This window comes from Micromonospora sp. CNZ322 (assembly GCF_007827755.1).
Genome location: NZ_VITD01000019.1, coordinates 108,642 through 130,133, shown reverse-complemented (window position 1 = coordinate 130,133; position 21,492 = coordinate 108,642). Strand labels below are relative to the sequence as shown.

18 protein-coding genes are annotated in these 21,492 nt (G+C 70.0%); 8 read left to right on the top strand and 10 right to left on the bottom strand.

Features of this window, described 5'->3' with window-relative positions:
• Positions 1-91 precede the first annotated feature (91 nt).
• Positions 92-469 (bottom strand): hypothetical protein, encoded by a 378-nt coding sequence (locus FB453_RS30960; RefSeq protein ID WP_145795897.1) that lies wholly within the window; start codon positions 467-469, stop codon positions 92-94.
• A complete protein-coding gene (locus FB453_RS30955; RefSeq protein WP_167457551.1) occupies positions 466-843 on the bottom strand; it encodes a hypothetical protein in 378 nt (125 codons plus the stop codon). Before FB453_RS30955 ends, FB453_RS30960 begins: the two co-directional genes overlap by 4 nt.
• Here FB453_RS30955 and FB453_RS30950 point away from each other — a divergent pair.
• Positions 842-3,751 (top strand): BTAD domain-containing putative transcriptional regulator, encoded by a 2,910-nt coding sequence (locus FB453_RS30950; protein WP_186718665.1) that lies wholly within the window; start codon positions 842-844, stop codon positions 3,749-3,751. The two genes, FB453_RS30955 and FB453_RS30950, sit on opposite strands and share 2 nt — an antisense overlap.
• 81 nt (positions 3,752-3,832) lie before the next feature.
• Here the strand turns inward: FB453_RS30950 and FB453_RS30945 are convergent, their stop codons facing one another.
• A complete protein-coding gene (locus FB453_RS30945) occupies positions 3,833-5,893 on the bottom strand; it encodes a cellulose binding domain-containing protein (protein WP_145795889.1) in 2,061 nt (686 codons plus the stop codon).
• A gap of 807 nt (positions 5,894-6,700) precedes the next feature.
• Here FB453_RS30945 and FB453_RS30940 point away from each other — a divergent pair.
• Positions 6,701-8,035: an extracellular catalytic domain type 1 short-chain-length polyhydroxyalkanoate depolymerase gene (locus FB453_RS30940; RefSeq protein ID WP_112588942.1), complete on the top strand. Its 1,335-nt coding sequence runs from the start codon at positions 6,701-6,703 to the stop codon at positions 8,033-8,035.
• A 525-nt stretch (positions 8,036-8,560) separates the two neighbouring features.
• On the top strand, positions 8,561-9,268 hold the full coding sequence (locus FB453_RS30935; RefSeq protein WP_145795886.1) for an ElyC/SanA/YdcF family protein: 708 nt from the start codon (positions 8,561-8,563) through the stop codon (positions 9,266-9,268).
• Positions 9,269-9,274: 6 nt separating this feature from the next.
• Here FB453_RS30935 and FB453_RS30930 read toward each other — a convergent pair whose 3' ends face one another.
• The 4 genes from FB453_RS30930 to FB453_RS30915 all read right to left on the bottom strand — a co-directional run bounded on the left by FB453_RS30930 (position 9,275) and on the right by FB453_RS30915 (position 13,524).
• A complete protein-coding gene (locus FB453_RS30930; RefSeq protein WP_486480534.1) occupies positions 9,275-10,258 on the bottom strand; it encodes a LacI family DNA-binding transcriptional regulator in 984 nt (327 codons plus the stop codon).
• Between the two features lie 89 nt (positions 10,259-10,347).
• Positions 10,348-11,187, bottom strand: a complete 840-nt coding sequence (locus FB453_RS30925; protein WP_145795881.1) for a carbohydrate ABC transporter permease — start codon at positions 11,185-11,187, stop codon at positions 10,348-10,350.
• Positions 11,184-12,182 (bottom strand): carbohydrate ABC transporter permease, encoded by a 999-nt coding sequence (locus FB453_RS30920; protein WP_145795879.1) that lies wholly within the window; start codon positions 12,180-12,182, stop codon positions 11,184-11,186. Before FB453_RS30920 ends, FB453_RS30925 begins: the two co-directional genes overlap by 4 nt.
• A gap of 49 nt (positions 12,183-12,231) precedes the next feature.
• A complete protein-coding gene (locus FB453_RS30915; RefSeq protein WP_145795877.1) occupies positions 12,232-13,524 on the bottom strand; it encodes an extracellular solute-binding protein in 1,293 nt (430 codons plus the stop codon).
• A 253-nt stretch (positions 13,525-13,777) separates the two neighbouring features.
• Between FB453_RS30915 and FB453_RS30910 the strand changes: the two genes are divergently transcribed.
• Entirely contained in the window at positions 13,778-15,403 is a 1,626-nt protein-coding gene (locus FB453_RS30910) for a glycoside hydrolase family 43 protein (protein ID WP_222431440.1), read from the top strand.
• A gap of 46 nt (positions 15,404-15,449) precedes the next feature.
• Here FB453_RS30910 and FB453_RS30905 read toward each other — a convergent pair whose 3' ends face one another.
• The 3 genes from FB453_RS30905 to FB453_RS30895 all read right to left on the bottom strand — a co-directional run bounded on the left by FB453_RS30905 (position 15,450) and on the right by FB453_RS30895 (position 17,521).
• Complete coding sequence (locus FB453_RS30905) at positions 15,450-16,067, bottom strand: hypothetical protein (RefSeq protein WP_145795872.1); 618 nt, start codon at positions 16,065-16,067, stop codon at positions 15,450-15,452.
• A 144-nt stretch (positions 16,068-16,211) separates the two neighbouring features.
• Positions 16,212-16,925 carry a hypothetical protein gene (locus FB453_RS30900; protein ID WP_145795870.1) on the bottom strand — a complete coding sequence of 238 codons (714 nt, stop codon included), beginning with the start codon at positions 16,923-16,925 and terminating at the stop codon, positions 16,212-16,214.
• A complete protein-coding gene (locus FB453_RS30895; RefSeq protein ID WP_145795868.1) occupies positions 16,922-17,521 on the bottom strand; it encodes a sigma-70 family RNA polymerase sigma factor in 600 nt (199 codons plus the stop codon). Before FB453_RS30895 ends, FB453_RS30900 begins: the two co-directional genes overlap by 4 nt.
• Positions 17,522-17,790: 269 nt before the next feature.
• On the opposite strand from FB453_RS30895, the gene FB453_RS30890 reads away from it, so the two are divergent.
• The 4 genes from FB453_RS30890 (at position 17,791) to FB453_RS30875 (ending at position 21,372) form a co-directional block, all read left to right on the top strand.
• On the top strand, positions 17,791-19,002 hold the full coding sequence (locus FB453_RS30890) for a chitosanase (protein WP_186718663.1): 1,212 nt from the start codon (positions 17,791-17,793) through the stop codon (positions 19,000-19,002).
• Between the two features lie 130 nt (positions 19,003-19,132).
• Positions 19,133-19,525 carry a MerR family transcriptional regulator gene (locus FB453_RS30885; protein ID WP_112588930.1) on the top strand — a complete coding sequence of 131 codons (393 nt, stop codon included), beginning with the start codon at positions 19,133-19,135 and terminating at the stop codon, positions 19,523-19,525.
• Complete coding sequence (gene trxA / locus FB453_RS30880) at positions 19,495-19,842, top strand: thioredoxin (protein WP_091399561.1); 348 nt, start codon at positions 19,495-19,497, stop codon at positions 19,840-19,842. The genes FB453_RS30885 and trxA overlap by 31 nt, the downstream gene beginning before the upstream one ends.
• Before the next feature lie 345 nt (positions 19,843-20,187).
• Positions 20,188-21,372, top strand: coding sequence for an HNH endonuclease signature motif containing protein (locus FB453_RS30875; protein ID WP_486480533.1), 1,185 nt, complete (start codon positions 20,188-20,190; stop codon positions 21,370-21,372).
• Positions 21,373-21,492 lie beyond the last annotated feature (120 nt).

Below are 21,492 nucleotides of genomic sequence, written 5' to 3'. Positions count from 1 at the left end.
GGTCGCAGAACCAAATACCGGAGACCTCTTCAGTTGTCGATCACCGCCACGCCGGGACCTTCATCGGCCACCACGACTTCTGAAACACGCCTTAGGCGACTCCGCTCCGCCACCGGTCACAGGTGTCGGTGGCCCAGGCCGGCTGGTCCACGCAGGAGCGGAACCGGACGGTGCGTCCCTCACCGAAATTGTGGTTCCACTGTGTGCAGTCGCCGCTGCTTCCCGGGTTGTAGTGCGAGCCGGTCTGTAGGGATCCGTCGATGCGGACGTACTCGAACGCGACGTACGAGATGAGGCCGTCCGAGGACGTGTCGCAGTTCTCGAACTTGTCTCCGTAGCTGATGAACCGCGACGACGAGCCGGTGACCTCGGACACCGCGTCAGTCCCGGCGTATGCGCTGGTTCCGGTCGCGAGGATCGTCGCCGTCGCGGCGGCGGCTACTACACCGAGCTTTGCAAACGTCCTCATGCGACACCCACCGCCCAGTTGCTGCAGGGATCCGGGATGATTCCCGGCATGTCGAGGCAGGCACGGAAGGTGACGCTGCGGCCCTCGCCGAAGTTGTGGTCGTACGAGGCGCAGGTCCCGCTTCCGAGGCCGTTGTACTCGATGTCGCGCTGGACAGTGCCGTCCTTGCGGATGTACTTGTACTCGTTGTAGACGTTCAACCCGTCGGTCTCGGTGTCGCAGACCGAGAATGAGTCGCCGTAACTGGTGAACGTCACCTTCGCGCCGGACACCGTGGCAACCCGGTCGGTGCCGGCCTGTGCGATGCCGCCCGTGCCCACCAGGACCGCCGCGGTCGTGGCGACGACGACGAGTGGTCGTTTCAGCCATCCCATGTCGGTTCTCCTCCATCTCGGTGCCAGCCCGTCCTGGGCTGTCCCGATCGACTATCGGCGTCGGGTCTGGGGTCGGTCTGGGACGGACCTGGTATCCGCTGGTGGAACCGGGGTAAGACATAGACGGCACCTCGGTGAGGAGATGCGGGTGGCAGTGCGATTCGGCTTGCTCGGGGACGTCGTGGCGACTGTCGACGACCGCCCTGTCGCCCTCGGGCATGCCCGACAGCAATGCGTCCTGGCCGCGCTGCTCGTCGACGTCAACCGGGCGGTCTCCGTCGACCAGCTCATCGACCGGGTCTGGGGCCAGAGCCCACCGCAACGCGCCCGCGACACCCTCTACGGCTACCTGTACCGCCTGCGCCGCAGCCTCGCCGACGTTCCCGACGCGGCGATCACGCGCCGGTCCGGTGGATACCTGATGGCCGCCGACGAGATGGCGGTGGACCTGCACCGCTTCCGCCATCTGCGTGACGAGGCACGCGCCGAGCGGTCCGAGGACGACCGCCTCGCGCTGTTCGACCAGGCACTCGGGCTCTGGCGCGGTGACCCGTTCTCCGGGCTGGACGCGTTCTGGCTCGACACCGTGCGGACGGATCTGGAGCAGGAGAAGCTGACAGCGGAACTCGAACGCGTCGACGCGGCGCTGCGCCTCGGCCACCACGACGGCGTACTAGCCGACCTGTCGCGGCTCGTGTCGGGGCAACCGCTGAACGAGCGCCTGGCCGGCCAGATGATGCTCGCGCTCTCCGGCGCCGGCCGCTCGGCCGAGGCGTTGGAGCACTACCGGCGTTTCCGGAACCTGTTGGTCGAGGAACTCGGCGTGGAGCCGAGCCCGCATCTCCAGCAGCTGCACCGGTCGATCCTGACGCCGGATGTCGCTGCGGACCCGCCTCAGACCGGATCGCCTGTCCCCCGACAATTGCCCATGCCGTCCGGGTCGTTCACCGGCCGGTCCGACGACCTGGCGCAGCTCGACGCGGCCCTGCTGACGTACGGCGAAACGACCGGTACCGCAGTGGCCGTGAGCGGCACCGGCGGGATCGGCAAGACCTGGCTCGCGCTGCACTGGGCAGCTACCCACCTGGACCGGTACCCGGATGGTCAGCTCTTCGTCAACCTCAGCGGCTTTCACCCCACCGAACCGCCGATGACCCCGGCTGGCGCGGTACGCGCGATTCTGGACGCGCTCGACGTCGCCCCGAACGCCGTGCCCACGGATCTCGACTCCCAGATCGGCTTGTATCGGAGCCTGGTGGCCGATCGACGGATGCTGATCGTGCTCGATGACGCCCGGGACCCCGATCAGGTCCGCCCGCTGCTGCCCGGCTCGGCCAGTTGCGCGGTAGTGGTGACCAGCCGGAATCAGATGTCGGGCCTGGTGGCGACCGAAGGGCTCCGTCCGCTACCGCTCGGCTGTCTGAGCCGGGACGAGGCCCTTCACCTCCTCGCCGGCCGGCTCGGCCGGGACCGGCTCTCGACGGAGGCCGACGCGGCGGGCAGCATCGTCGGGGCTTGCGCGGGCCTACCGCTCGCCCTGTCGATCGTGGCGGCCCGAGCCGCCACGAATCCGGCCCTGTCACTCCAGGACCTGGCCGACGAACTCGCCGACCAACAGCATGGATTGGACGCCCTTGCCGACCGCGACGCCGTTGCCGACGTGCGGTCGGTCATCGCCGCTTCTTATCGGGCGCTCAGCGCGCCGGCGGCCGCGCTGTTCCGCCTTCTCGCGCTGTACGCCGGCCCGGACGTCAGCCTGCCGGCCGTGGCCGGCCTCGTCGGGCTTCCCGTCCAGCAGGTACGTGAACCGCTCGACGAGTTACTCGGGGCCCATCTGGTGGACCTGACCGGTCCGGATCGTTACGCGTGCCACGACCTGCTGCGGGCGTACGCCGGCGAGCTGCTTGACGACAGCGAACGGGCATCCGCGACGCGCCGACTGTACGACCATTGGCTGCACGGGGCTCACGCTGCCGCGCTGACGATCGAGCCGCATCGAGACCGCATCGATCTGCCGCCGCCGGCCGCCGGGACAGCCGTCGCGTCGTTCACCGACAGCGAGCAGGCACAACTTTGGCTCGACGCCGAACGGCTCGTGCTCCTCGCCGCCATCGACCAGGCCGCCGAATTCGGCTTGGACGGTCACGCCTGGCGGCTGGCCTGGGCCGTCGCCACCTACCTCAGCAGGCTGTCCCGATGGACGGATCTGGGCTCGGCCCAGCGCGCCGCCGTGACCGCGGCGCGGCGGGCGGGTGACCTCGTCGGGGAGGCACACGGCCACCGCGATCTCGGCCTTGCGCTGCATCAGCTCGGCGAGCTGGCCAACGGGCTTGACCACCTTCGGCGGGCCGGCGAACTGTTCGGGCGGCTTGGCGACCGCGCCGGCGACGCGTACGTCGCGCTCTACCTGGGCTGGGTGCACGAGGGGCAGGGGCAGCACCGGGAGGCGCTGGAGTGCGACGAGCGGGCCCTCGTCCTCTTCGGCGAGGTCGGCCACCTGGTCGGACGGGCGAAGGCCCTCAACGCCATCGGCTGGGACCATGCCCGCCTTGGCGACCATCACCGGGCCGCCGACCACTGTCGGCGCGCCCTCGCTCTGCACGAGGAGGTCGGCAACGTGACCGGGGCGGCCAAGACCTGGGACAGCCTCGGCTACGTCCACCACCAGCGGGGTGACTCCGACAAGGCCTGCGTCTGCTACCGGAGGGCGCTGGAGCTCTACGAGCAGTCGGATGACCGGTGGGGCGTGGCCGAGACGTTGACCCGGCTGGGCGACGTCCTGCACGACGCGGGTGACGTCGAGGCGGCCCGGAGCAACTGGCTGCGGGCATTGCGCCAGCTCAATGAGGACAATCCGGCGGAGATCGCCGAGCTGCGCCGTCGACTCGACAGTGCCGGCTCGCCGTGACACCCCGACCGCAACTCCGGATGTGGCAGGTGGTGGTCCGGCCGACCAGGCGAGCGGGTCGGCCGGACCACCACTGTGGTGTCAGCCGGTGGCGCAGATGGTGCCGTTGAGGCTGAACGCCGTGGGCGGCACGTTCGGCCCGCCGTACGCGCCGACGAAGCCGGCGCTCACGGTGCCACCGGCGGCGATCTGCCGATTGTCGGTGGTGGGCGTGACCCGCACCGCGGTGCCGACCTGCTCCCAGGTGGCGCTCCAACCACTGCTCACCTGCTGCCAGCCGGTGGGCCAGGTCCAGGTGAGCGTCCAGCCGTTGATCGGGCGGGACCCGTTGTTGATGATCTCGACGCCGCCGATGTAACCGTTGCCCCAGTCGTTGTTGGCGCTGAAACGGACGGTGCACGTGCTGGCGGCGGGGCTGCCGGTGGCGAAGGTGAGCGGCGGTGAGGCCCAGGAGACCCGTCCGGCGGTGTCGCGGGCCAGCACGTTGACGGTGTACCTGCTGCCGGGCACGAGGTTGCCGACAGTGAACGAGCTGGACGCCGTCTCGCCGAGCTGCTCGCTGACCGCGCCGTTCTGCCGGTACACCTCGTACTTGGCGATCGGGCTGGCGCCCGGGGTGGACGCCGGCCAGGTGATCGTCGCGGCGCGGTCGGTGACACCGCTCGCGGTCGGCTGGCCCGGTGCCGCCGGCCGTCCGGCAGTCGCGCCGGCCGGGCGCAGCACGAGCGTGGTCAAGGAGTACGCGGGCAGCGTCCGGCTGGTCGCCGAGCCGGACTGGTTGGTGGTGATGCCGGTGGCGCCGTTGGTGAGAATGGACACCGTCGGCGCGACGGCCGACGGGGTGAACCCGGCGTAGTCGATGGTGACCGGGTGGTCGTTGTCCGGGTCCTTGTTCACCAGCAGCACGGCGAGGTCCCCGTTGCTCCGGCGGACGGCGTGGGCGGTGACCAGGGGCTCGTCGGTGCCGGCGCGAACGAACTGGTCGCCGGTCTTCGCGAAGAGCTTCATCATGCTCAGCCCGTGGTACGGCGCGAACGGTGTGTTCAGCGGCGGTTGGCAGACCGAACCGTCCTCGGTGCAGGCCCCGCTGGAGAGCATCCCGAAGTCGCCGTAGTCGGTCTGACCGGCCACCTGCGTCACGGTGCCCATGCCGTTGTGCACGTTCCACCAGTGGGCGGTGAAGACGCCGTTCTCCAGCAGACCGCTGTAGACGTCGGCCAGGAACAGCGCGGCCGGTTGGGTGTTGCGGCCGGCGTCGACGTTCAGCTCGGTGAAGCTGATGCCGATGCGGTCGGCGTTCGGGCCGGCGTACCGGGCGAGCTGCTGCCGCAGCAGGTAGGTGGCATCGGGTAGGTGGTTGACGCGGGCCAGCGACTCGGCCGCGGTGCCGCCCGGGTACCAGTGCACGTCCACGAAGTCGATCTTCGGGCCGGCGATGGAGAGCAGCGTCTGGTTCCACGGGCCCGGGTCGCTGCCGGCGGCGATCCCGTCCGGCCAGTTCCCCGGCATGGTCAGCACCGCTCCGACCTTGATGCTCGGGTCGACCGCCTTCATCGCGTCGGCGTACTCGACGACCAGCCTCGCGTACTGTGTCGCGCTCTTGTCGGGGTGGTCGTCGGCCTCCCACGCGGACCCGTAGTGGCCGTTGCCATAGTTCTCGTTGCCGACGGTCCAGTAACGCGCGTCGTAGCCCTTTGTCACGTTGGCGTACCGCACCCAGTCGGCGGCCTCGGCGGGCGTACCGGTGCCGTAGTTCGCGATGATCATCGGCTGCGCGCCGACGCGCCGGACCGCCGCCATGAAGGTGTCGAAGTCGGTCCCCGGCGCGACGTAACCGCCGGGCGCGGTGTGGTCCTTCCAGTGGTAGATGTCGGCGTACGAGCCGCCGGGGTAGCGCATCATCTGCACGCCGGCATCTCTGAGCAGGTCCGACGTCTCGGCGGCGCCGAGGTTCGTGTCCCAGATGGCGTGGTTGACGCCGAGAGCGGTGTCCGGCACGGTCGCCAGTCCCGCGCGGGTGTTGACGGTCACGGTGACCGGGTCGGCCGCCGCGCTGGCGGTGGGCGGGTTGACGCCCGCGAGCGCGCTCGCGGCGAGCAGCAGGCCCGCCAGGAGTGCTGCTCGGGTCTTCGGTTTACGCATGGGCGGGTTTCCTTCACGCAGATGAGCCGCCCGACCGGTCAGGGTGCGACGCGGGGACGGGCGATCTCGTGGACGGCAGACTCTGGTTGGTCCATCGCTTGTGTCACCGTCCCCCGGAGATCACATCTGGATCCCGGCTGCCCAGTGGACGGGCGTCAGCCCCGCGCGCGGCTCTTCATCGACGTACCACAATGGCACTGTCGGTTCGACAATCTCAAGGTGCGTCAGGCGTCGTCTTCGCCGCGCTCGCCGCGCCCTGAACGACGCCGACGGAAACTGACGGCAGCCAGCAGAGTGACGACCGCGGCGGCCAGTTGCAGCACGCCGCCGAGCAGATCGACCACGCCGGAGATGGCAGTAGCGTCTGGCAGATGGGTCATGAGACGGCCTCCGGGTTCGTGCCCACCGTCCGCTTCCTGCGGAAGGCCCTCCCCCGGGCCCAGCGGTGACCGCTTGAGCGCCGCCCTCATTGTGGCACCCACTCTCCACCGAGCGGAAGACGTGAACGCTCGACGGGAGATCGATAAACGTCATACGTTACAGCTTGACGAACGGCATGTTATCGCTCACAGTCGATGCGAGGCGATCAGTGTCCGCGGCTCACCGGGAGGCCCCCTCGCTGATCTGACCTCAGTGGTCAGGACGTCCCTGGGCAGGTGGACGTCGCATTCAGGATTTGTCCGCAGCCGCCGGTGACGCGCGGCGGACGTCGCGCGCCCCGGCACCACCCAGGCGCCGTCGTCGACCGCCTGCGCCGGACCGCCGTGCTGCCGCCGGGTCCCCGACTCACGACAAGAGGAACCGCCGATGAGATCAAGGATCGCACTGCTGGCCGCCGCGCTGGCGACGGCCCTGGCGACGGCGACGGCCGTGGTCACGGTCGCCACCCCGGCGTCCGCCGCGACGCTCACCCAGGTGACCAACTTCGGCACCAACCCGACGAACCTCCAGATGCACCTGTACGTGCCGGATCGGGTCGCGGCCCAGCCGGCCCTGCTCCTCGCCCTGCACTACTGCACCGGCAGCGGCCCGGCGGTGCACAGCGGCTTCGGGCTGAGCACCCTCGCCGACCGCTACGGCTTCATCGTGATCTACCCGTCGGTGACCCGGAGCAGCAAGTGTTGGGACGTCTCGTCACCGCAGGCCCTGCGGCGTGACGGCGGCAGCGATCCGGTGGGCCTCAAGTCCATGGTCGACCACGTCCGGAGCCGCTACCCGGTCGACGCCAACCGGATCGGTGTGGGTGGGTTCTCCTCCGGCGCCATGATGACCAACGTCATGGTCGGCCTCTACCCGGACCTGTTCAACGCCGGTTTCAGCTCCTCCGGGGTCCCGTTCGGGTGCTTCGCCACCACCAACGGCGCGGAGTGGAACAGCGAGTGCTCCGGCGGACGCATCGTCAGGACCGGGCAGCAGTGGGGTGATCTGGTCCGCAACGCCTACCCCGGTTACTCGGGCAAGCGTCCCCGGTTCCAGATCTGGCACGGCACCACGGACACCACGCTGAGCTACGTCAACTTCGGCGAGCAGATCAAGCAGTGGACCAACGTGCTGGGCGTGTCGCAGACCCCCAGCTTCACCGACTCGCCGCAGACCAGCGCCACCCGCACCCGGTACGGGGGCACCGGCGGCACGGCGCCCGTCGAGGCGATCAGCTTCCAGGGTTACGGCCACTCCATCCCGTTCGACGCCGCGCAGGCCGTCCGGTTCCTCGGCTTCGACACCACGAGCCCCACCACCCCACCACCCGGCGGCACGTCGGCGCCGCTACGCAACACCGGTGCCAACCGCTGCCTCGACGTTCCGTCGCGGTCGCAGACCAACGGCACCCAGCTGACGTTGTGGGACTGCAACGGCGGCACCAACCAGCAGTGGACGTCGACCGCCGCGAAACAACTCCAGGTGTACGGCACGAAGTGCCTGGACGCCGAGGGCGCCGGGACCTCGCCGGGCACCCGGGTGATCATCTGGGACTGTAATGGCGGCACCAACCAGCAGTGGAACGTCAACACCGATGGCACGGTGACCGGCGTGCAGTCCGGCCTGTGCCTGACGCCCAATGCCGCCGGGACCGCCAACGGCACCCCTGCGGTTCTGTCGAGCTGCAACGGCACCAACAGTCAGCGGTGGACCCGAAGCTGACGCGGTGACCGACGCCGGCGTACTCCGTCGGTTGCTCGTGCGGGTGTGCGCCCCGCTGCTCGGGCCCGGACTCCGAACAGCGGGACGCGACCCGGCGGCCAGGGTTGGGGCCGACGGTCGCCATCAGGGCGGCCCAGGTGCGGGCTCCTGCCCAGCGGCGGCCGCTGGGCAGGAGAGCGGACCGGTTGTCGTCGCACGACTGTCCGGCTGCTGCGGTGCCCTGGAATCCCGGTGGCCGTTCCTGCCTCGGCCGCGTGGCGCGCGGGTCGCCCAGTGGTGGTCTCGGGCCGTCTCGCGCCGGCCACGTGCCACCCGCCCCACGCCACGATCGTCGTCCGTCACGCCTCAGGCCAATGGCGACAGCTCCGTCACGGCGGCCCGAGGTCGGTCGAGTATCGACGACTGTCCGTCACGTTAGCGCTAACAGCGAGCGATTGTCCATAGACAATGGTCTTCGTTCGCTGCTCGGGACGGTCGCGGGTACGCCGACGACAGTCGTGAGCGCGGGCGGAATAGCCTTGCGGCATGCGGGGACGATTCGGCGCGGCCAGGCGGTGGTACGGGGAGCACCGGCGGTTGGTCCGCCGTACGGTCCTCGCGGTCGCGGTGGGGATCGTGGTTCTGACCGGCGGCACGGTGGCCAGCGTGACGTGGATCCGCGACACCGCGGAGGGCCACCTCTACGGTGAGGCCGAGGTGCCGGACGCGCCGGTCGCCCTGGTCCTGGGCACCAAGGTGGACGCGGACGGCACACCCTCACCCGTTCTCACCGCCCGGTTGGAGATCGCGCGGCGGCTGTTCGACGCCGGCAAGGTGCGGGCGATCCTCGTGTCGGGCGACAACATGAACGCCGACTACAACGAGCCCGCCGCGATGCGGAACTGGCTCCTGGAGCGGGGTGTACCAGCGCACAAGGTGGTGCCGGACTACGCCGGCTTCGACACGTACGACTCGTGTGCGCGCGCCGAGCGGATCTTCGGGGTGCGGCAAGCAACGGTGGTGACCCAGACCTTCCACCTTCCGCGCGCCGTGGCGCTGTGCCGGCGCCTCGGCATCGACGCCAACGGCGTGGGCGACGACAGCGCGAAGCGGTACGCCCAGACGTGGTGGTTCAGTTCGTCCCGGGAGAACGGCGCCTGCCTGAAGGCCGCGCTGGATCTGTTCTCCGGTCGGGACCCGGCGCACCTCGGCCGCCGGGAGACGGGCGTCGACGACGCGTTGCGCGTCGGCTGAGGAAGATCAGGACCGTGGTGGTGCGGCGCTGTCGCGGACGATGAGTTCGGTGGCGAGTTCGACCCGGAGGCTCTCGGTCCTCTCGCCGCCGGCGAGGCGCAGCACGGTCCGCGCGGCCAGCATGCCCATCTCGGCCAGGGGTTGCCGGACGGTGGTCAGCGGTGGCGAGCACCACCGCACCTCCGGCAGATCGTCGAAGCCGACCACGCTGACGTCGTCGGGCACCCGCAGACCCCGTTTGCGGACCGCCTCGTACACGCCGAGTGCCATCTGATCGCTGGAGGCGCAGATGGCGGTGGGCGGGTCGGGCAGGGCCAGTAGTTGCGTGCCAGCGGTGAAGCCGGCCTCGTGGTAGAAGTTGCCGGGGCGGATCAGAGCGTCGTCGATGGGGATCCCGGCGGCTCCGAGGGCAGCCCGGTAGCCGTCCATCCGGGCCCGGCTGCACATCAGGTGCGGCGGGCCGGCGATGAAGCCGATGCGGCGGTGGCCGAGGCTGATCAGGTACTGGTTGGCGCTGAGGCTGCCCGCCCAGTTGGTGGCACCGATGGTGGGTGACTCCTGCGGGTCGACCCCGGCCGGGTCGATGATGACGACCGGCAGGTGGAGCCGGCGCAGCTCGGCCTGCAACGGTGGGTTCACCATCGAGGTCACGAAGATGATTCCCTCGGTGGAGCGCGTACGCATGTTGTCGAGCCACTGCTTGGCCGAGGAGATGCGCCAGTGGATGGCCGACACGACGGTGCCGACGCCGCTGGTCTGGCCGACGTCCTCCACCCCACGGATGATCTCCACGGCCCATGGGCTGTCCAGGTCGTTGAAGACCAGGTCGATGAGGGCGGCGTCGGTACGCCGGGCCGGTGAGCGGCGGCGGTAGCCATGCCGGTTGAGTAGCGCCTCGACGCGTTCCCGGGTGTCGGGGGCGACGTCGGAGCGGCCGTTGATGACCCGGGAGACGGTGGGCACGGAGACTCCGGCCAACCTCGCGATCATGGCGATGGTGACGTTTCGGCCGTTCTCCGTGCCCACGGTCCCCCCTGCGTCCTGCTGGAAACTTCAGGTCTGCTCGCGGTGGCGCAATGTCATCCCTTGACGCTGCCGGTCAGACCGCCGATGAGTTGCCGTTCGGCCACGGCGTAGAAGCCCAGGGCCGGCACCATGGACAGCACGACGTAGGCGAGCACCCGTGCGGTTTCGGCGGTGTACTGGCCCTGGAACGCCTGGACCCCGACGGGCAGGGTCCACCAGCTCTGGTCGGTGAAGACGACCAGCGGGAGCATGAAGTTGTTCCAACTGGTCACGACGGCCAGCACCGACACGGTGGCCAGGGCGGGACGGGCCATCGGCAGCAGGACCCGCCAGAAGAACCCGAAGGAGCCGCAGCCGTCGAGGACCGCGGCCTCCTCGACCTCGGCCGGGATGGTACGGAAGAACTGGCGCAGGATGATGATGGTGATCGGCAGCCCGAAGGCGGCCTGGGGCAGGATGACGCCGAGCGGGTTGTCCAACAGGCCCATGCCGCGCAGCAGGACGAAAAGCGGCAGGATGGCCACCGCGAACGGGAACATCAGGCCGATAGCGAACAGGGTCACCAGGAACTCGCGGCCCCGGAAGGCGTAACGCGCGAAGACGAACGCGGCCATCGCCGCCGCGGCGACGACGATGAAGGTGCTGCTGACGGCGACGAGAAGGCTGTTGCCGAGCTGCCGCCAGAACACCTCGGACATCAGGATGTCGCTGTAGTTCGACGGCATCCAGGGGTCGGGCCACCCCAGCGGATTGGTGGAGAGTTGACCGTTGTCCTTGAAGCCGCCGAGCACGCCGAACCAGACCGGTACGACGATGAGCGCTCCGACGACGACACAGACGAGGTGCAGCACGAGGTGGCGGGTCCGCTGGGCGCGGTTCACCGTGCTGGTCATCGCTGGCCTCCCTGGTTGGTGATCGCACCCGCGGTGTCACGACGCAGGACGATGCGCTGGTAGAGGAGGGCGAAGACGAGGCTCAGCAGGAACATGATGATGCTGATCGCGCTGGCGTAACCGACCTCGAAACGGCGGAAGCCGTACTCGTACATCGTCACGGCCATGGTCTCCGACGAGTGGATCGGGCCGCCACGGGTGAGCACCCAGACCATGTCGAACAGCTGGATGGTGCCGATGACCGACAGGAAGACGCTGATCCGGATCGTCGGCCCGAGCAGGGGCAGGGTGACGTGCCGGAACGCCTGCCAGGCGGTGGCGCCGTCGGTGACCGCGGCCTCGGACAACTCCTTGGGAATGCCCTGACGGGCGGCCAGGAAGAGCATCATGTAGAGGCCGAAGTACTTCCAGGACACCACGAGGAAGACGGCGTACAGCACGGTGTCCGGGTCGGCGAAGACCGCGCCCGCGTCGGCGCTCAACCACGTCGCGATCGCGTCGCCCAGGCCCCGGTTGGGCGAGAGTACCAGGTCGAACAGGACAGCCGTGGTGACCTCGGAGAGCACGTACGGTGCGAAGAAGATCAGCCGGTACGCGGCACGGCCCCGCAGCGGCTGATTGAGCAGCATGGCCAGCGCCAGCGCCGCTGGCAACTGGACGACGAGAGACAGCAGCACCAGCACGAAGCCGCGCCACAGGTCCCCGCGGAAGGTCGGGTCCTGGAAGGCGCGGGTGTAGTTGTCCAGACCGATGAAGTTCTCGGGCAGCCCGAATCCGTTCCACTTGTAGAGGCTGGCGTAGCTGGCCACCAGGATGGGGGCGACGACCAGCAGCAGGAACAGCACCAGGGCTGGTGTGAGGAAGATGGCGAGGACGCCGCCGCGGCCCGGCCGGGGCTGGCGGCCGCGCTGTCGGGCGGCGCGCGGCCCCGGTGCCGGTGGGTCCGTCGCCGTGTCGCCGTGCCTGGTGTCCGACACGGTCGATGGCCTGGTCATGCCTACTCCACAGGGGGTTTGCCGGCTACGGATGGGTGGGTGGTCACGGTCAGACGGTCTTCGCCACCTGCGTGATGTCCTTGACGATCTGCGCGGGCGACTTGTTGCCGGCAACCAACTCGGCGACGCTGTCGTTGATCTGCGAACCGAGCGCCGGCGCGTACGCCTGGTCGAGGTAGAGCTGGAAGCCGGTGTAGCCGGCCAGGGTCTCCGCGACGAGCTTGCCGTTGGCGTCGGGGATGGCAGACGCGGCCTCCTTCACCGTCGGTAGCACCGCGCCGGTCTGCGCGGACTTGCGCTGGTTGTCCGCACTGAGCAGGAACTTCAGGAAGTCCACGGTGGCCGCGGGGGCGTCCTTGCCGATGGCGAAGCCGTTGCCGCCGCCGAACACCTCCGTCGTGGCACCCTTTCCGCCGTCGACGGTGGGGAACGGGAAGAAGCCGAGCTTGTCGCCGAGGCCCTTCTTGCTGGTGGAGCTGGAAGCCTGCACGGCCGGAGCCCACTGCCCCATCAGCTCCATGGCCGCACCGCCGTTGCCCATGGTGGCGGCCTGCCCGTCGGGCGTGCCGTACGCCGCACCGAGGAACCCCTTCTGGAACGGCTGCAGGTCGATGAGTTCCTTCAGCCGATCGCCGGCGGCAACGAGGTCAGGGGCGTCGAAGTTCTTGTCGTCGACGGCCTTCTGCAACGCGCCCACCCCACCGATGCGCATCGCGAGGTAGGACCAGTAGAAGTGGGCCGGCCACTTGTCCTTGCCGGCCAGGGCGATCGGGGTGATGCCGGCGGCCTTGAGCTTGCGGACCGCGTCGAGCACGCCCGCCCAGGTGGTGGGCGTGGCGGTGATGCCGGCGCGGTCGAAGAGGTCCTTGTTGTACCAGAATCCGACCATGCCGATGTCGAACGGGACGCCGTAGATCTTGTCGTCGATCGTGTACGGCTCCATGGCGGCGGGCAGCAGGCCCCCGATCCACGGCTTCACGTCGTCGGTGATGTCCTTGACCAGGCCCGCTTCCACCTGCTGCTTGAGCACGCCACCACCCCACGACTGGAAGAGGTCGGGCGGGTCACCGGCCTGGGTGGCGGTGGTCAGCTTGGCCTTGAACGCCTCGTTCTCCAGGGGCTGGATGTCGAGGGTGACGTTCGAGTGTGCGGCCTTGTACTCGGTGGCCAGCGCCGCCCAGACCGGAAGCATCGGCTCGGTGTTCTGGATGTGCCACCAGTTGATGGTCTGCGGGGCGTTCGGGTCGCTGGACTCGCCGTCGCCGCAAGCGCTCAGCAGACAGGCGCCGGCGCCGGCGCCGGCGAGGCCGAGCAGCGTTCGGCGGGAAAGGTGCGTGATCATGATTCATCCCTTCGGGGACTCACGGGGTGCTCGGACGCCGGCTGAGCGGGCGGGGGTGGGGATCTAGAAATCTCCGAAACTTTCAATGCTTCGCCGGTAATACCGATCGATGGCCGGCACGCTACGAGCTGTCGTCCCAACGGTCAAGACCTCTGTCCTATTGCGAAAAGACCGGCTAGCGTAGGCACGACCTTCAATGGCCGGGGACCGCGAGTTTCCGGAAGTTACAGCCAGCCCGCCCAGAGGAGCGCTCGTGTCGACCGACATCGCTAACGTGGCGACCGCTACCCGGTCGATCCGCAATCCCGTCCTCGCCGGGTTCCACCCGGATCCGTCGATCCTGCGCGTCGGCGACGACTACTACCTGGCCACCTCGACCTTCGAGTGGTATCCGGGCGTCCTCGTGCACCACTCGCGTGATCTGGTGAACTGGCGCAGCCTGGGTGGGATCATCACCGACCGGCGGCTGCTCGATCTGCGCGGATGCGGCGACTCCAACGGGGTGTGGGCGCCCGACCTGACGTACCACGACGGCCAGTTCCACCTCGTCTACAGCGACGTGGCCAGCTTCGCCAGCGGCTACTGGGATCCGCAGAACTTCCTGGTCACCGCCGAGGACATCAGCGGCCCCTGGTCCGATCCGGTGAAACTGCACGGGCGCGGGTTCGACGCGTCGCTGTTCCACGACCACGATGGCACCACCTGGCTGCTGGGCATGAGCGCGGACTGGCGACCCGGCCGCGACCGCTTCGGCGGCATCGAGATCCAGCAGTACGACCGGGCCGCGCGCCGTCTGGTCGGCAGCCCCCGCATCCTGTTCACCGGCTCCCCGGCCGGGGTCACCGAGGGTCCGCACCTGTACCGCCACGACGGTTGGTACTGGCTGATCACCGCCGAGGGCGGCACCAGCTGGGAGCACCAGGTCACCGTGGCGCGGTCCCGGGAGCTGTTCGGGCCGTACGAGGTGGAGCCGGACGGACCGCTGCTCACCTCCTTCGGGCGGCCCGACCTGCGATTGCAGAAGGCGGGTCACGGCAGCCTGGTCCGCACCCAGAACGGCGAGTGGTACCTGGCCCACCTGGTTGGCCGCCCGTACTCTCCGCTGGGCAACTGCGTGCTGGGCCGGGAGACTGCGATCCAGCGGGTCGAGTGGCCGTCGGACGGCTGGCCGCGCATCGCCGGAGGGGTGCCCGCGGACGAGGTCGTCGCACCCGACCTGCCCGCGCACCCGTGGCCGGCGGAGCCCGAGACGGACCACTTCGACGCACCCGAGCTGGGCCGGTGCTGGTCGACGCTGCGTCGGCCGGCCACCGCGGACTGGGTCGACCTGCACACCCGCCCGTCGTACCTGCGGGTGCACGGCGGGCAGTCGCCGGTCGGTCGACAGGCACCCAGCCTCGTCGGGCGACGCGTCGGCGCAAGGGAGTGCTCGCTGGAGACCGTTGTGGAGTTCGAACCGGCCGACCACCGTCAGCTCGCCGGAATCACCGCCTACTACAACACACTCAACTGGCACCACCTCTACCTGACCCGGTCCGACGACGGCCGGACGGTGCTGGAGCTGCTCAGCTCAGACAACGGGCGGCGCACCGCGTACCCCGAGCTGACCGTCGATGCCGACGGCGTCACCCGGGTCGGCCTGCGGGCCGTCTTCGACGGGCCGGCGGTGCGCTTCGACTACGACCTCGGCGCCGGTTGGCAGCGGCTACCGGTCGAGCTGGACGCGACCATCCTGTCCGACGAGCACGCCGCGCTGATCATCGACGGTGAGCCGGCGGCGTGGGGCTTCACCGGGGCGTTTCTCGGCCTGTGGGTGCAGGACCTGGGCGGCGACGGCGTGCACGCCGACTTCGACCTGGCCACCTACCGGGAACAGTGACCACGCGGACGGCACTCGGCGGGTGCCGTCCGCGTGCCCACTCGTCCTACGCGGCCTGGGCGGCGACGGCCCGCAGCTGGCCGAGAGTGGTGCGGAAACCGTGGCCGGACGTGGCCGGGTCCTCGGCGTTCAGGCCGCTGACGGCCATGGTCTGCGAGCGGGTCGTGGCGACGGCCTCCGCGCCGGACCCGGTCAGGTCGAACACGCCGAAGTCGCCGCTGAGCGTCCGGAACGTCGGGGCAGCCGGGTCCTGGGCGAGGTAGAGCACCACGACCTGGCCGGCCTCGAGCTTCGACATGTGCGCCATGTCCGGCACACCGGCGGGCAGCGGGGCGAGCGTGATCCGCGCCCCGGCCCGCACTGTCGATCCGGTCGTCGCGCGCAGCACCTCGTCGACCCGGAATCCGGCCGACTCGACCTCACCGCGTACGACCAAATCCGCAGCGTCGCTGAGCTGCCGCACTGTGGCGTACCCGCGCAGCTTGCCCTTGATCGGTGGTGGCGCGACGTCAGTCGGCGTGGCCGCGCTGCTCGGGGCGGCGCTGCTCGGGGCGGGCGCGGCCGCCGGGTCCGCGCTGCCGCTGCCGCAGGCGGACAACGCCGCGGCGGACAGCACGGCGGCCGTGGCCCACATAGCCCGGGTACGACGACTGTCGACTGCCATGGAACGCTCCTCGCGTCTCGGTGCCGTCCCGGGCCGTCTCGCTCGGAACGCGGCACTGCTTACGCCTTCTATCTGTACGTCCCGAGCGCCGAGTTCCATTCTTTTTCCCGGGCCTCAGCTCTTCCGGGCTCAGCTTCTCCGGGTTCAGCGCCGCTCGCGCGCGAGCTGACGAAGCTCGGCCAACGTGGTGACGAACGCGCGACCCGCCGCGGTGGCGTCCTCGGTACGCAGACCGGTCACCGACATCGCCGGTGACCGGCTGGTGGCCGTCTCCCCGGCGAGGTCGAAGATCCCGAACTCGCCGCCGAGCGGGTGGTAGACGCCCGCACCCGGGTCGACGAGGCCCAGGTAGAGGACAGTCGGGCGGGCGGCCGCCCCGGCTGGCTCCGCGGCCACCATGATCTCGGTGGGCACCGAGGCGCCCGGAGCGCGGTAGAGCACCTCCGCCACCCGGTAGACCGCCCGCCCATCCGTCACCGACGTCATCTCGCCGCGGACCACCAGGTCGGCCGTGTCGGTGAGTTGGCGCACCGTGCCGTACCCACGATTCTTGGCGGCCGTGCCCGGCGGCGCCGGCCGAGCGGCCGGACGGGACGCCTCGGGTGACGGGAGCGCGGCCGGGGGCGCGTTGCCGAACCGGGTCGCGAACCCTCCGCCGATCCCCGCCACGACCACTACCAACGCAGCCGCCGCGAGCGCGGGCCGCAACGACACGAAAGCCCTTCTTCGGGTACGCGGCTCCTGCGCGATCGCCGCCAGCAGTCGGCCGCGGTGCAGCTCATGCCGACCCGCCGGCAGGTCGTGGTCACCGGGGTGGGGGGCGATCTTCGCCCACTCGACCGGGTCCGGCGCGCTCACTGGCCGCCCTCCCGCACGAGCGAGGCTTCCACGACCGACGGCCGTGCGGCGCGCGGCGGGGCGTCGACGAGGGTACGGAGCCGGGCGCGGGCTCGCGACAGACGGGAGCGCACCGTGCCGACCGGAACACCGAGCGCCTCCGCCGCGGACTCGTAGTCGAGGCCCTCCCACAAGCACAGGGTCAGCACCTCGCGCTCGGGTCGGCGCAGCCGGGCCAACGCGTCAATGGCGGCAGCGATGCGTCGGCTGTCGTCGAGTCGGCCGGCGACCTCGTCGGCGTGGTCGGGCACTGTGAAGTCGGAGGCGAGCAGCGCGGCGGCCACCCTGCGGTAGCGACGGTTGCTGCGGGCGTGGTTGCGGGCCTCGTTGGTGGCGACGCCGAGCAGCCAGGGACGCAGCGACCCGCCCTCCTCGGTGACCCGCTCCCGGGAACGCCAGGCCTGCAGGTACGTGGCGGCCATGACGTCCTCCGCCGTGGCCCAGTCGGCGGTCAGCCGGAACGCGTGGTTGTACACCGAGCGCGCGTACGTGTCGAACAGCTCGGCGAACGCGCCGGGGTCCCCGGCGCGCACCCGGGCGCGCAGACTCGACTCCATGACCATCTTCTGTCCGTCGGACGGTGCTGGTTCCGACGGACCGGCCCCTTGATCAGTTACGGCCCGACGATAGCCACCGGCGGGTACGTCCCGCCAACGACGTGATGAACAGACGCCGTCACGCCTCGCTGTCGTCGATTGACGAGGAATCGACGTACTGGTATCTGTTAATACAGTTTCCTGATGCTCGCGGTGCCCGCCGGGGCCGAACCGCCGCGCCGGGCCACCGACCGGCTGGCGGCACGCCGCCCCTTCCCCGAGGAACACCCATGGTTCACAAGAGAACAGCCGCCTACGTCGTGGGCACCCTGCTGGTCGGCGTCGCCGCCGTCGGCTACGGCCTGCCCTCGGCGAGCGCCGCGACCGCCGGCCCGATCACCGGCCTCGGTGGTAAGTGCATCGACGTGGCCGGCGCCAGCTCGGCCAACGGCACGCCCGTCCAGCTCTACGACTGCAACGGCAGCGCGGCCCAGACGTGGACCGTCGGCAACACCGACAACTCGATCCGGGCACTCGGCAAGTGCCTCGACGTCACCGCCGCGTCGACCGCCAACGGCGCCAAGGTGCAGCTGTACGACTGCAACAACACCGGCGCGCAGAAGTGGACCGCCAGCAACGGCGCGCTCGTCAACTCCGGCTCAGGCAAGTGCCTCGACGTCACCGACCGGAGCACCGCGAACGGCGCCCGGCTGCAGATCTGGACCTGCGGTGGCACCACGAACCAGCGGTGGACCCTGCCGGGCGGCGGCAGCACCCCCACGCCCACCCCCACCACCCCGAGCGGGACCAACCTCGACGACCCGGCGAAGAAGAACGTCGCCATGCAACTCGTCTCGGCCGCGGAGAACTCCTCGCTCGACTGGCGCGCGCAGTTCTCCTACATCGAGGACATCGGCGACGGGCGCGGCTACACCGCCGGCATCATCGGCTTCTGCTCCGGCACCGGCGACATGCTCGAACTGGTCGAGGCGTACACCCGCACCAAGCCGGGCAACGTGCTCGCCGGCTACCTGCCGGCGCTGCGCAACGTCAACGGCACCTCTTCGCACGCCGGCCTCGACCCCAACTTCCCACGCGACTGGCGGACCGCAGCCACCGACTCGGTGTTCCAGGCCGCCCAGGAGGCCGAACGCGACCGGGTCTACTTCAACCCATCGGTACGCGACGGCAAGAACGACCAGGTCCGGGCGCTCGGCCAGTTCGCCTACTACGACGCGGCGGTCATGCACGGGTACGAGGGCATGCGCCAGATCCGCAACCGCGCCCTGAACCGGGCCAAGCCGCCAGCCCAGGGCGGCGACGAGCGGACCTGGCTCAACGCGTTCCTCGACGAGCGGGTGGTCGAGATGAAGAAGGAGGTGGCCCACTCGGACACCTCCCGCGTCGACACCGCCCAGCGGGTGTTCCTCAACAACGGCAACTTCAACCTGAACACGCCACTGGTGTTCGCCGTTTACGGCGACCAGTTCCGCATCGGCTAGTTCGGAGCCCGCAGACGCTCAGGGCGCCGCCACGCGGCGCCCTGAGCCGTGCTCGGGACCGGGAGCAGCCTTGCCTTGACGCTGACGACAAGGTTTAGCCTGGTCGCGACAGGCTGGTCGAGGAGGTCTGATGCTGATCGGCGAGCTGGCGGAACGAGCAGGCACGAGCACTCGAACGCTGCGCTACTACGAGGCCCACGGGTTGGTACACCCGCAGCGCTCGGCGAACGGCTACCGCGTCTACGACGAGGCGGAGCTGCGGGTCGTCCAGGAGATCCGGGCGCTGCTCGACGTCGGCTTCGGCCTCGACGACGTCCGTCCGTTCGTCGCCTGCCTGCGAGCGGGCAACGAGTCCGGCAACGTCTGTCCGGATTCCGTGCTGGTGCTGCGACGCAAGCTCGCCGAGGTCGACGACTACCTCGATCGGCTCGGAGCGGTCCGTCAGCAGTTGCACACCCAGCTCACCCACGCAATCGCGCACCGGGAGGAAACATGCCCCAGGAGACGAGCGTCAGCTCCCTGATCACCGTCACCGACGACACGTTCGCCGAGCTGGTGCTGGCCAGCGACCGGCCCGTGGTCGTCGACTTCTGGGCGGAGTGGTGCCCGCCGTGCAAAATGATCGAGAAGAGCCTCGTCGAGCTGGCAGGGGAGTTCGGCGACCGGATGGCCATCGCCAAGCTCAACTCCGACGACAACCCGCAGACCACGCGGCGCTACGCAGTCATGTCCCTGCCGACGCTGCTGGTGTTCCGTGAGGGCGAGGTCGTCGGCTCGGTCGTCGGGTCCAGGCCGAAACTCCACCTGCGGCAGAGCCTGACCATGCACGCCGGCCTGTGACCGTCACCGCCGGTCGACTGCCGCCTCCTGCTGTTGAGCGTGGCGACGGTGGGCCTCACGGTGGCGGCACGGGTCCCCGCCGGGCGGGTGGTGGAGACGATTGCCGATGGCGCCGACATCGGCGTCGTGATTTGCGGGTGAACTGACCCCCTGCTCGACCCGTACGGCAGTCCCCAACCGCCGCCTGGGAGGAGTCCAGCACCGACGAGTCTCCGGTGACCAGCCGGCACATCGATCATGGTGACTGAAAGTGTCGTACACCTGTTCTAGTGTCGGGCCATGGTCGACGAGCTGGCGCAGGCAGACGACGCGATCGCTGCCTGCGTCGAGGCCGCCGCCTAGGCCCTGCCGGAACATGACCTGGTCGCCGCGCTCGACGCCGCGCACCGCCTCCAGCACCGCCTCGCCGCCGTCACTCTCACCCTGATCCGCGAGATCGACGGCCGCGGCACGCCCCGCGCGCAGGGGGCCTCCTGCACCGCGGTCTGGTTACGCGAACGACTACGGCTGACCGTTCCCGCCGCCCGCCGCCTGATCGACCTTGCCACCGCCCTGGACACCGGCAACCCCGGCATCCGACAAGCGCTGGCCGACGGGCACATCACCCTCGACCAGGCCCGGGTCATCTCCGACACCGCTACCACCGTCCAGGCCACCGCTGGCACGCAGGCCGCAGACAAGGCCGTCAGCCTGCTCACCGACTGGGCCAGCCAATTCGACCCCACCCACCTGCGCAAACTCGGCACCCGCATCCTCGACCACGTCGCCCCCGACATCGCCGACGCCGCCGCCCAAGCCGCCCTCGACGCCGAAGCACGCCGCGCCACCCGCGACCGCCACCTCACCCTCTCCGAGCAGACCGAAGGCCGACTGCGACTCACCGGCACCCTCGACACCGAAACCGCCGGCCTCCTCCGCGCCGCCATCGACCCACTGAGCGCCCCGTCTGGACCAGACGACACCCGCTCCCCCGGGCAACGCCGCCACGACGCCCTCGCCGACGTGTGCCGACTCGCCCTCCGCACCGGCGAGCTACCCGACAGCGGCGGCGACCCCGCCCAGATCGTCGTCACCACCAACTACGACGAGCAGACCCAGCAACTCGGTGCCGGCACTCTCGACGTCGGCCTACAGCTCACACCCGACACGGTGCGCCGACTCGCCTGCGACGCCACCATCCTGCCCGCCGTCCTCGGCGGCGCCGGCCAGGTCCTCGACGTCGGCCGACAACGCCGCCTCATCACCGGGCCGCTGCGCCGCGCCCTCGTGCTCCGCGACCGCGGCTGCGCGTTCCCCGGCTGCGACCGCCCACCCCGCTGGTGCCACGCCCACCACATCCACCACTGGGCCGACGGCGGCACCACCAGCCTCGGCAATGCCGTCCTGCTCTGTGGCCACCACCATCGGCACGTCCACCAGACCGACTGGGTCGTCCGGCTCGGCGACGACGGACACCCGAAGTTCATTCCACCCGCCTGGCTCGACCCCGAACAACTCCCCCGCCGCAACCACTACCACCGACGAACATAGGAAAAGCCAGCAGAAATAGCACCCTTTCGGGTCGGTGAGCCACCCATCGGAGACAACCCCGCTGCGCAGCGGCGCTATCGCGAATCCGGGAGGTCGCGGTAAACCGGCTGGAGATCTGGC